At 74.0% G+C, this 10,911-nt stretch carries 9 protein-coding genes; 8 read left to right on the forward strand and 1 reads right to left on the reverse strand.

What is annotated here, in order from left to right; translation table 11 throughout:
• Nucleotides 1–282: 282 nt before the first annotated feature.
• The 5 genes from EAO70_RS34040 (at nucleotide 283) to EAO70_RS34060 (ending at nucleotide 7,051) form a co-directional block, all read left to right on the forward strand.
• The gene (locus tag EAO70_RS34040; RefSeq protein WP_148006681.1) at nucleotides 283–1,143 is read left to right on the forward strand and encodes an ABC transporter ATP-binding protein; all 861 of its coding nucleotides are present in this window, start codon (nucleotides 283–285) and stop codon (nucleotides 1,141–1,143) included.
• On the forward strand, nucleotides 1,140–2,117 hold the full coding sequence (locus tag EAO70_RS34045) for an iron-siderophore ABC transporter substrate-binding protein (RefSeq protein WP_148006682.1): 978 nt from the start codon (nucleotides 1,140–1,142) through the stop codon (nucleotides 2,115–2,117). The genes EAO70_RS34040 and EAO70_RS34045 overlap by 4 nt, the downstream gene beginning before the upstream one ends.
• 4 nt (nucleotides 2,118–2,121) lie before the next feature.
• Nucleotides 2,122–4,191: an iron ABC transporter permease gene (locus EAO70_RS34050; protein ID WP_148006683.1), complete on the forward strand. Its 2,070-nt coding sequence runs from the start codon at nucleotides 2,122–2,124 to the stop codon at nucleotides 4,189–4,191.
• 210 nt (nucleotides 4,192–4,401) lie between these two features.
• A complete protein-coding gene (locus EAO70_RS34055) occupies nucleotides 4,402–4,950 on the forward strand; it encodes an FABP family protein (RefSeq protein WP_148006684.1) in 549 nt (182 codons plus the stop codon).
• A 4-nt stretch (nucleotides 4,951–4,954) separates the two neighbouring features.
• The gene (locus EAO70_RS34060) at nucleotides 4,955–7,051 is read left to right on the forward strand and encodes a prolyl oligopeptidase family serine peptidase (protein WP_148006685.1); all 2,097 of its coding nucleotides are present in this window, start codon (nucleotides 4,955–4,957) and stop codon (nucleotides 7,049–7,051) included.
• Here the strand turns inward: EAO70_RS34060 and EAO70_RS34065 are convergent.
• Entirely contained in the window at nucleotides 6,999–7,982 is a 984-nt protein-coding gene (locus EAO70_RS34065) for a helix-turn-helix domain-containing protein (protein ID WP_148006686.1), read from the reverse strand. The genes EAO70_RS34060 and EAO70_RS34065 overlap by 53 nt on opposite strands.
• Before the next feature lie 195 nt (nucleotides 7,983–8,177).
• Here EAO70_RS34065 and EAO70_RS34070 point away from each other — a divergent pair, with 195 nt between their 5' ends.
• From EAO70_RS34070 to EAO70_RS39785, 3 genes are all read left to right on the forward strand, one after another.
• Complete coding sequence (locus tag EAO70_RS34070; protein WP_148006687.1) at nucleotides 8,178–9,590, forward strand: aminopeptidase P family protein; 1,413 nt, start codon at nucleotides 8,178–8,180, stop codon at nucleotides 9,588–9,590.
• Between the two features lie 121 nt (nucleotides 9,591–9,711).
• Nucleotides 9,712–10,128, forward strand: a complete 417-nt coding sequence (locus EAO70_RS34075; protein WP_148006688.1) for a nuclear transport factor 2 family protein — start codon at nucleotides 9,712–9,714, stop codon at nucleotides 10,126–10,128.
• A gap of 232 nt (nucleotides 10,129–10,360) precedes the next feature.
• A partial coding sequence (locus EAO70_RS39785; protein WP_261993179.1) for an STAS domain-containing protein occupies nucleotides 10,361–10,911 on the forward strand: 551 nt, incomplete at its 3' end.

Raw genomic sequence — 10,911 nt, forward strand, 5'->3', positions numbered from 1 at the left:
GTCAGGAGGTCAGCGGGGGTACGGGTGTGGCGGGCACGCCCGAGCGGCCCGGCGCCCGTGCGTGCGGGCGCGCGGCGTCAGGGAGATGACGGAGCGTCGGGGGTGCGGGAGGGCCGCGGAAGGCGGCGGGAGGCGACGTCGGAAGGCAGCGGCGGGAGGTGACGGAAGGAAGGGACGGGAAGGAGAACAGGGCAGCGATGGCAGCTTGGCCGGAATGCGCCTTGCGCCCGAGACCGGAGGCCTCCTTTTGCCGATCGGTAAGGTTAGGCTAACCTCCTGGACGTGCAAGCAGGTGAAGAGACCGACGCGACTCCCCGTCCCCCCGGTCATGAACTCTCGGCCACGGGTGTCACCGTGGCGTACGAAGGCGTCGACGTCGTCCACGCCGCCGCCATGACGCTGCGCCCCGGCGAGGTGACGGTCCTCGTGGGGCCCAACGGCAGCGGCAAGTCGACGCTGCTCCGCACCCTCGCGCGGCTCCAGCCGGCGCGCGCCGCCACGCTCCTGCTCGACGGGGCCCTGGACGCCCTCGCGCTGAGCCCCCGTGACTTCTCGCGCCACGTCGCCCTGCTCACCCAGGGGCGCCCCACGCCCAGCGGGCTGACCGTCCGCGACCTGGTCGAGTTCGGCCGCTACCCCTACCGGGGGCGCTGGGGCCGGGCCGACCCGGGCGGCACGGCCGCCGTGGACCGGGCGCTCGCCATGACGGGCGTCACCGAACTCGCCGAGCGCGGCGCCGAGCACCTCTCCGGCGGCCAGCTCCAGCGCGTCTGGCTCGCCGGCTGCCTCGCCCAGCAGACGGGCGTGCTGCTCCTCGACGAGCCCACCACCTACCTCGACCTGCGCTACCAGGTCGAACTCCTCGACCTCATGCGCGACCTGGCGGACGACCACGGCATCGCCGTGGGCGCCGTCCTCCACGACCTCGACCAGGCGGCGGCCGTCGCCGACCGGATCGTCCTGCTCGACACGGGACGCGTCGTCGCCGACGGCAGCCCCTCGGACGTCCTCACGCCCGAGCGGCTGACCGACACGTACGGCATCCGCATCGAGGTCGACACCGATCCCCTCACCGGCCGGCTCCGCACCCGTGCGATGGGCCGGCACCACTCGCGAAGCGAAAGGCTCAGCAGCACCTCATGAGACGCCTCCTCCTCACCACGGCGGTCGCCACGACCGCGGCCCTCGCCCTCACCGCCTGCGGCACCACCGAGCCGGCCGCCGACGACGCGAAGAAGACCACCGAGCGCATCACCCTCACCGATGCCACGGGCACCAAGGTGGAGCTCGACGGTCCCGCCGAGAAGGTCATCGGCACCGAGTGGAACGTCGTCGAGCACCTCATCGAGCTCGGCGTCGACCCGGTGGGCGTCTCCGACGTCAAGGGCTACAAGACCTGGGACACCGCCGTCCCGCTGAAGAACGAGCCCAAGGACATCGGCACCCGCGGTGAGCCGAGCATGGAGACCGTCGCGGCCCTCAAGCCCGACCTCATCCTCGCCACCTCCGACCTGCCGCCGGCCGCCGTCAAGCAGCTGCGCAAGATCGCCCCGGTCCTCGAGGTCAAGGCCGCCGACGCCGCCGACCCGATCGGTTCGATGACCACGAACCTCGACCTGATCGCCAAGGCCACCGGCACCACGGACAAGGCCACCGAGCTCAAGAAGCAGTTCGAGGCGAAGCTGGAGGAGGGCCGCAAGGCTCTCGCCGACGCCAAGCTCGCCGGTGCGAAGTACGCCTTCGCCGACGGCTACGTCGTCTCCAACCAGGTCTCCATCCGCCCGTACACCAGCGGTTCGCTCATCGGCGCCGTCAACGAGAAGCTCGGCCTGAAGAACGCCTGGACGGTCAAGGGCGACCCGGCCTACGGTCTCGGCGCCACCGACGTCGAGGGCCTCACCAAGATCGGCGACGTGCAGTTCGCCTACATCGGCAACGACGGCGACGCCTCCAGCAACCCGTTCGCCGGCGTCCTCGCCAAGGACAAGGTGTGGACCTCGCTGCCGTTCGTCAAGAAGGGCAACGTCCACCGTCTGCCCGACGGCGTCTGGATGTTCGGCGGTCCCGGCTCGATGACCAAGTACGTCGACTCCGTCGTCGCCGCCCTGACGAAGTAGCACCATGGCCGTCACCGCAACCACCCCCGCCACCCGTCCGCCGACGGCCACGTCCCGGGCGGGCGCGGCCCCGGTGGCGGCCGCTCTCGTTCTCCTCGTCGCCGTCCTCGCGGTCGTGGACCTCACCCAGGGCACGGCCGCGGTCGGCGCCGCCGAGGTCTGGAAGGCTCTCACCGGGCAGGCCGACGCGACGGACGCGTCCGTCGTCGTCGCCTCCCGGCTGCCCCGGATGGCCGCGGGCCTGCTCGTCGGCGCCGTCCTCGGCATGGCCGGTGCCGCCCTCCAGGCCGTCAGCCGCAACGTCCTCGCCTCACCGGACACCCTCGCGGTCAACGCCGGCTCGTACTTCGTCCTCGGACTGGCCTCGGCCACCGGCGTCACGCTGCCGCTGCTCGCCTCCTCCGGCCTCGCGTTCGTCGGCGGCCTCGCCGCGGCCGCCGTCGTCCTCGGCCTGTCCGGCCTCGGCACCGGCACCGTCCGGCTCGTCCTCGCCGGCAGCGCCCTCACGCTCGGCCTGACCGCCGTCACCGAGGGCCTCCTCCTGCTGTTCCCCCAGCAGACCGAGGGCATCTACCACTGGAACCAGGGCAGCATCGCCCAGAACGGCTTCGACGGCGTCCTCCAGATGCTGCCGATCGCCGTCGTCGGCGTCCTCGGACTCCTGCTCCTCGGCCGCCGGATCGACGCCCTCGCCCTCGGCGACGACGCCGCCCGCGGCCTCGGCGTGCCCGTCCGCGCCACCCGGCTCACCGCCGTGGTGCTCGCCGCCCTGCTCTCCACGACCGCGGTCACCCTCGCCGGACCCATCGGCTTCGTCGGACTCTGCGCGCCCGCGCTCGTCCGGCCGCTCGCCCGGCGCTTCCGCGCCTTCGCGCGGACCCGCGGCGGGCTGCCGGTCGCCGCACTCACCGGCGCCGCCCTGGTCCTGGGCTCCGACGTCCTCCTACGGGTCCTCGTGCCCGCGGACGTCGCCGTCGCCGTCCCCACCGGCGTCGTCACCAGCCTCGTCGGCGCGGTCTTCCTCATCGTGATGGCGACCCGCACCCGGGACACGGCCGCGGCCGCCGAGCCCGACCGGCTGCGCCTCCGCAGCCGCACCGCCTTCCTCACCACCACCGCCGTGCTGGTCGTCGTCCTCGTCGGCATCACCGTCGCGGCCCTGCTCCTCGGCGACGCCAAGCTGCTCTTCGGCGACCTCCTCAACTGGGTGCAGGGACAGGCCGGCCGGACCACCGCCTTCGTCCTGGAGACCCGGGTCCCCCGCGTCCTCGCCGCCCTCCTGGCCGGCGCCGCGCTCGCCCTGGCGGGCACCCTCGTCCAGGCCGTCACCCGCAACCCGCTCGCCGAGCCCAGCATCCTGGGCGTCTCCGGCGGAGCCGCGCTCGGCGCGGTCCTGCTGGTCACCAGCGTGCCCATGGTCGGCTCCTGGGGCGTGGCGGGCGCCGCCTTCGCCGGGGCCGCCGCCAGCTCCGTCCTGGTCTTCGGGCTGGCCGCGAAGGACGGCTTCCGGCAGAACCGGCTCGTCCTCGTCGGCTTCGGCGTCGCGACCGGCGCCGCGGCCCTGATCAGCCTCCTGATCATCCTCACCGACCCGTTCAACGCGATCAAGGCGCTGACCTGGCTCTCGGGCTCCACGTACGGGCGGACCACGCCCGACATCGTCCCCCTCGCCGCCGTCCTGGCCGTGGGCGTCGTCGTCGCGGCCGTCCGCCGCACCGAGCTCGACCTGGTCTCCCTCGACGACGACACGCCGCGGCTCCTCGGCCTGAACCTGGGCCGCGGCCGCCTCGGGTTCCTGGTCCTCGCCGTCCTGCTCACCGCCACCGCCGTCGCCGCCGCCGGCACGATCGGCTTCGTCGGCCTCGTCGCACCCCACGCGGCCCGCGCCCTGGTCGGCCGCCCGCACGCGCGCGTGATGCCGGTCTCCGTCCTCCTCGGCGCGGTCCTGGTCTGCGCCGCCGACCTGGTGGGCCGTACGGTGATCGCCCCCGCGCAGCTGGGCGCGGGCCTGATGACGGCGGTCATCGGCACGCCGTACTTCCTCTACCTGCTGGTACGCAGCCGGCGCGGCTAGGCCGTCTCTTCCGGATCTTGCCGGGCGGCGCGGGTCAGGCAGGATCCGGAAGAGGCGGCCCAGACCTGCCGCCGGACTCCCGCCCGCCTTCGCGGCGACGGGAGCCCGACGACAGGCCGAGGCCGGCCGGGAGCGCCACGGGGCCGGGGCGGAGGGCGGACGACCTAAGCTGCCCTGCGGCACAGGCCCCGAACCAGGAGAGTACGCACCATGACCGACCGCGACCGGCAGCACCCGTACCCCGACGCCCTCCGGCCGGACACGGCGCCGGCCCCGCACGAACTCCTCGCCCCGGTGGCCGGGCTCCTCGGCACCTGGACCGGCACCGGCGAGGGCGGCTACCCGACGCTCGACGAGGACTTCGCGTACGCGCAGGAGGTCACCTTCAGCCACGACGGCCGCCCGTTCCTCCACTACGAGGCGCGCGCCTGGCTGATCGACGCGGACGGCACCCCGCTGCGCCCCGCGGCCCGGGAGAGCGGCTGGTGGCGGCTGAAGCCCGAAGGGCACGTCGAGACGCTCATCACCCAGCCCACCGGTATCACCGAGATCCTGATCGGGCAGTGGGAGGACGGCGCGATCGACCTCGGCACCCACGCCGTCGCGCTCGCCCCGACCGCCAAGCACGTCGAGGCGACCCGCCGCCGCTACACCCTCACGGACGACGACACGCTCGACTTCGTCCACGACCTGGCGGCGGTCGGCCACCGCCTCCAGCACCACCTCTCGGCTCGACTGCGGCGCCAGGACGGGAAGTAGCCCCATGCGGAACGTGAGCGACGACGACCCCTACCTGTGGCTGGAGGACGTCTCGGGCGAGGACGCGCTGGCCTGGGTCGCCGAGCGGAACGCCGAGACGGCCGGGGCGGTGGCCGGGGACGCCGGGTTCGACCTGCTGAAGGCCCGGCTGCGGGAGGTGCTCGACGCCTCCGACCGGATCCCCTACACCGTGCGGCGCGGCGAGTACCTCTACAACTTCTGGCAGGACGCCGAGCACGTCCGCGGAGTGTGGCGGCGGACCACCCTGGAGCGGTACCGGCAGGACGCACCCGACTGGGAGGTCCTGCTCGACGTCGACGCGCTGGCCGCCGCCGAGGACGAGAAGTGGGTGTGGGACGGCGCGAACGTCCGGCACCCCGCGTACGACCGGGCGCTCGTACGGCTCTCCCGGGACGGCGGCGACGCCGTCGTCGTGCGGGAGTTCGACCTCGGCAGCGGGGAGTTCGTCGACGACGGGTTCCGGCTGCCCGAGGCGAAGACGCGGATCGGCTGGGCCGGCCCCGACGCCGTCCTCGTCGGCACCGACCTCGGCCCCGGCTCGCTCACCGACTCCGGCTATCCCCGCACCGTCCGCAGATGGCGGCGCGGCACGCCCGTGGCGGACTCCGAGCTCGTCTTCGAGGCCGAGCCCGGCGACGTGTCCGCCTGGGGGTACCGGGACACCACCCCCGGGTTCGAGCGCGAGTTCGTCGGCCGCTCGCTGGACTTCTACCGCAGCGAGTCCCACCTCCTGCGGCCCGACGGCACCCGCGTGCGGATCGACGTCCCCGAGGACGCCGTCGCCTACGCCCACCGCCAGTACCTGATCGTCACCCCGAAGTCCGAGTGGCTCGGGCAGCCCACGGGCTCCCTCCTGGCCTTCGACCTCGACGCCTTCCTGTCCGGCGACCGCACCCCCGAGGTGCTGTTCACCCCCGACCGGCGCACCGCCCTAGCCGACCACGCCTGGACCCGCGACCACCTCATCCTGGAGACGATGCGGGACGTCAGCGCCCACATCGAGGTCCTCACCCCCGCCGACGGCGGCTGGACGCGCGAACCGCTCGTCGGCGTACCCGCGTTGTCCGCCGTCAGCGTCGTCGACACCGACCCGGACGTCTCCGACGAGTACTTCCTCGACGTGTCCGGCTTCCTCCAGCCCTCCACCCTCCGCCTCGGCCACATCGGCGCGGCCTCGGAGGTGCTCAAGCAGGCCCCGCACCGCTTCGACCCCACCGGGCTCACCGTCGACCAGCACTTCGCGACCTCCCGCGACGGCACCCGCGTCCCGTACTTCGTCATCGGCCCCGACCGCGCCACCACCGGCCCCGGCCCCACCCTGCTCTACGGCTACGGCGGCTTCGAGGTCTCCCTCACCCCGTACTACGGCTCGGTGACCGGCCGCGGCTGGCTGGAGCGCGGCGGCACCTACGTCATCGCCAACATCCGGGGCGGCGGCGAGTACGGCCCCGACTGGCACCAGGCCGCGCTGGGCGCGGAACGCCCCCGGGCCTTCGAGGACTTCGAGGCCGTCGCCGAGGACCTCGTCGCACGCGGCGTCACCACCCCCGCCATGCTGGGCGCCCAGGGAGGCAGCAACGGCGGGCTGCTCATGGGCGCGATGCTCACCCGCCGTCCCGAACTCTTCGGCGCGATCGTCGCCGAGGTGCCGCTCCTCGACATGACCCGCTTCCACAAGCTGCTCGCGGGCGCCTCCTGGATCGCCGAGTACGGCGACCCGGACGACGAGGCGGACCTTCCCCACCTGCGGGCGCTCTCCCCGTACCACCGGATCGAGGCGGACCGGGACTACCCGCCGGTCCTCCTCATGACCTCGACCCGCGACGACCGCGTCCACCCCGGCCACGCCCGCAAGACGGCGGCCCGGCTGCGGGAGCTCGGCCATCCGGTCCTCTTCCACGAGAACACCGGCGGCGGCCACGCGGGCGCGGGCGACAACGAACAGGCCGCCCACAACAGCGCCCTGGTGTACACCTACCTGTGGCAGCAGCTCACCCGGACCGGCCCCCCGGCCATCCCCGGGCCGCTCACAGCCACCCCGACCGCTGCGCCTGCAGCGCCATCTGGAACCGGCTCGTAGCCCCGAGCCTCGCCATCAGGACCTGCACGCGGCGGAAGAGCGTACGGCGGCTGACCCCGATCTCCCGGGCGATCACCTCGTCGGCCGCGCCCGCCGCGAGCAGCCGGAGCAGTCGCCGGTCGGCGGGCAGCAGCCCCGCCGGCCGGGCCGAACGCCCGTGGAACGGCAGCGCGTTCTGCCACGCCTGCTCGAACAGCGCGACGAGCGCGGACAGCAGCCCGCAGGGCTGGACCACCAGCATCGTGTTGTACACGTCCGTCTCCCTGATCGACAGGGCGACCAGGGCGTAGGCGTCATCGATGATCACGAGCTTGACCGGCACCGAGGGCAGGACCCGGGCCTGCTCGCCGGCCTCCACGCACGGCTCGATCGAGTGCTCCAGCTGCCCGGGGTGCTCCAGGGACTCCCGCGAGTACACGACCCGCTGGGTCACCCCCCGCGCCAGGGTGGCCAGCGCGTCCTCCGTGGCGCCGACGAGGGGGAAGTACGGCGGCGAGTCGAACTGCCGGATCTGCTCCCGGGCGCTCGCCCACGCCTGGCGCATCCGGAGCCCGATGGCGTCCCCGGTCACGACCTCCACGAGGGGGTCGTGGTYCCCGGCGAGCCGCTGCCGCCGGAACGCGTCGAACGCGCCCCCGACGGTGATCCGGGACGCGTCGAGCTCGGCCGCCCGCCGCCGCCCGAGGATCTCGAGCCCCGCGGCCGGCGGCACCGGGGCCACCACGTCGGAGCCCTCCTCGGCCGCGCTCGCCAGACCGCAGTCGACCAGCTCGCGGTACGCCTCCGCCACCGCCGACTCCCCGAGCCCGGCCGCGTCCCCGACCACACGCAACGGCGCGGGACCGCTCTCCAGGAGCACCCGGTACACCAGGGCGGCCTCCTCCCCGATCCCCAGAAGCCGCAGCGCCTCGCCGAGTCTCTCGTTCGCCATGCCCCGATTATCGACGTCTTGGATTCGGGCCCGTCGGTGCCCGCCGCCCCGCCGGCGGGGTGCGTGACCTCGCCTCCGTCTGGCCGATTCGTGCCAGTGGCGGTCTTCGGCAACCGGGGCCCCCGGCGGGGAGTACCTTCCGGGGGTCGCCGGCCCGCGGCGGTCGAGGAACCCATCCGGAAGAAGGTGCAGGACGTGGCGAAGGGTCGCAAGAACGGCCTCTACGAAGGCGTGTCCGAGGAGCTCTCCACCCTGATGAGGTCGGGGTGGGCGGACACCGAGCGGCACGGGCTCCGGCCCGACGAGCAGGCGCCGTACGCGGCCCGCCGCCGCGCCGCGCTCTCCGCGCGCTTCCCCGGCGAGCGCCTCGTGATCCCCTCCGGCAACCTCAAGACCCGCTCCAACGACGACACGTACCCCTTCCGCCCGTACACCGGGTACGTGCACCTGACCGGGGACCAGGCGCGCGACGGCGCCCTCGTGCTCGAACCGCGGGCGGACGGCGGCCACGACGCCTACTGCTACCAGCTGCCGCGCGACAGCCGCGACGACGACGAGTTCTGGATCGGCTACACGGCCGAACTCTGGATGGGCCGGCGCCGCTCGCTCGTGGAGTCCGGCACCGTCCTCGGGCTGCCCTGCCGCGACGTCCGCACGGCCGCCGAGGACCTGGCCGCCGCCACGGGCGTCCCCACCCGGATCGTCCGCGGCGTCGACCCGGCGCTGGAGGCCGCGGTCACCACCGACGAGGACCGGGACGACGAGCTGGAGGCGGCGCTGTCCGAACTCCGGCTCGTCAAGGACGCCTGGGAGATCGGCGAGATGCGCAAGGCGGTCGACTCCACCGTCCGCGGGTTCACCGACTGCGTCGGCGAGCTGTCCCGGGCCGTCGCCTCCTCCGAGCGGTGGATCGAGGGCACCTTCTTCCGCCGGGCGCGGCTGGAGGGCAACGCCGTCGGCTACGGCTCCATCTGCGCCGCCGGCGAGCACGCCACGATCATGCACTGGACGGAGAACGACGGCCCGGTCCGGCCCGGCGAGCTGCTGCTGCTCGACGCGGGCGTGGAGACCCGCTCCCTCTACACCGCCGACGTCACCCGCACCCTGCCGATCAGCGGCACGTTCACCCCGGTCCAGCGCCGGGTGTACGACGCCGTGTACGAGGCGCAGGAGGCCGGGATGGCCGCCGTCGAGCCGGGTGCGCCGTACCGCGCCTTCCACGAGGCCGCCCAGCGCAGTCTGGCGGCGCGGCTCGTGGAGTGGGGCTTCATCGAGGGCCCCGTCGACCGTGCGTACGCCCTGGGCCTCCAGCGCCGCTTCACCATGGCCGGTACCGGGCACATGCTCGGGCTTGACGTCCACGACTGCGCGCAGGCCCGCACGGGGGAGTACGTCGACGCCGTCCTCGTACCGGGGATGGTGCTGACCGTGGAGCCGGGGCTCTACTTCCAGCCCGACGACCTGACCGTGCCGGAGGAGTGGCGGGGCATCGGCGTGCGGATCGAGGACGACCTGCTCGTCACGGAGGAGGGCCACGAGAACCTGTCGGCGGGCCTTCCGCGCTCCTCGGCCGAGGTCGAGTCCTGGATGGCGCGCTTCGCGGGCTGACGGCCGGGGGCCGGCCGCGGCGTGAGCGCGAGTCCCGCGGCCGGCTGCCCCTGGACTCCGCCCCGCCGATGCGGTTAGCTGCGTACGCACCTAGTCAACAAGTTGCATAGGGAGTCGCACCATGCATCCGTTCCGCGCCGCCGTCGAGAACCGGGACCACGCCGCCATCGAGGCCCTGCTCGCCGAGGACGTCGTCTTCACCAGCCCGGTGGCCTTCCGCCCGTACCCCGGCAAGGCCATCACCGCGGCGATCCTGCGCGGGGTGATGCGCGTCTTCACCGACTTCACCTACGTGCGCGAGATCGCCGGCGAGGACGGCCGCGACCACGCCCTCGTCTTCACCGCGAAGGTCGGCGACATGGAGGTCAACGGCTGCGACTTCCTCCACTTCGACGCGGAGGGGCGGATCGACGACTTCATGGTCATGGTCCGCCCGCTCTCCGCGGCGCAGGCGCTCTCGGCCGCCATGGGCGCCCAGTTCGACCGCATCAAGGAGGAGGCGCTCGCCGAGGCGGGCGCCGCCGAGGGCGGGAGCTGAGCGGCGCGGTCCGGGCCGGCGGCGGCCGTCGTCGGCGCGGGCGCTGTACTCGCGCCGGGGGCCGTGTCCGTGCCCGGGGGCGCGCAGACGTACGCACACCGGTCGCCCGTACGAGGGGAAGTGCCGCCGACATTCACCGATTCAGGTGATAGCGGCCGAGGCGAAACGTCCCTTCCGGAAGAGGGACGGCCACGCTCGAAGCGACACACGGAGCCACCCTGTGGAGCACCCGATGCAGCTGATCCCCCGTCATGACCCCTATCTGGCCGTCCGTTCCACCGGCGGCGTCACCGTCGCCGCCCTCCGGGGCGAACTCGACCTCGTGCTCGTCCGCCACCTGCGGCCCGAGCTCGACGCACTCGTTCGCGAGTCCGACGCCCTGACCGTCGACATCCGGCGCCTCGACTTCTGCGACGCCACCGGGCTCGGCCTGCTCGCCCAGTGCGCCGGGAGCGCCCGCCGGCGCGGAGCGCGCTGGCGGCTCCTCTGCGACCAGCCCCGGATCCTCCGGCTCATCCGGCTGGCCGCGCTCGGCGACGTGCTCTGCCCGGAGAGCGACCAGGCGGGCGTGTTCCCGGTCGCCTGGGAGGAGGAGCCGGCGGTGCCACCGGCCGGGGTAGGCGCCCCCCGCTGGGAGCAGGCCGCCCCCCACTGGGAGCGGGRCGGCCCCCGCCGGCGTGTTCCCGGTCGCCTGGGAGGAGGAGCCGGCGGTGCCACCGGCCGGGGTAGGCGCCCCCCGCTGGGAGCAGGCCGCCCCCCACTGGGAGCGGGTCGGCCCCCGCC

The sequence above is a fragment of the Streptomyces sp. adm13(2018) genome (assembly GCF_008042145.1).
In the GTDB taxonomy this organism is placed as follows: Bacteria; Actinomycetota; Actinomycetes; order Streptomycetales; family Streptomycetaceae; genus Streptomyces.

Excerpts from the sequence above, each read along its gene's own strand:
- EAO70_RS34055 (WP_148006684.1), top strand. The coding sequence starts at position 4,402 with ATGACCGACCGCGACCGGCAGCACCCGTACCCCGACGCCCTCCGGCCG.
- EAO70_RS34050 (WP_148006683.1), top strand. The coding sequence starts at position 2,122 with ATGGCCGTCACCGCAACCACCCCCGCCACCCGTCCGCCGACGGCCACG.
- EAO70_RS34075 (WP_148006688.1), top strand. The coding sequence starts at position 9,712 with ATGCATCCGTTCCGCGCCGCCGTCGAGAACCGGGACCACGCCGCCATC.
- EAO70_RS34060 (WP_148006685.1), top strand. The coding sequence starts at position 4,955 with ATGCGGAACGTGAGCGACGACGACCCCTACCTGTGGCTGGAGGACGTC.
- EAO70_RS34045 (WP_148006682.1), top strand. The coding sequence starts at position 1,140 with ATGAGACGCCTCCTCCTCACCACGGCGGTCGCCACGACCGCGGCCCTC.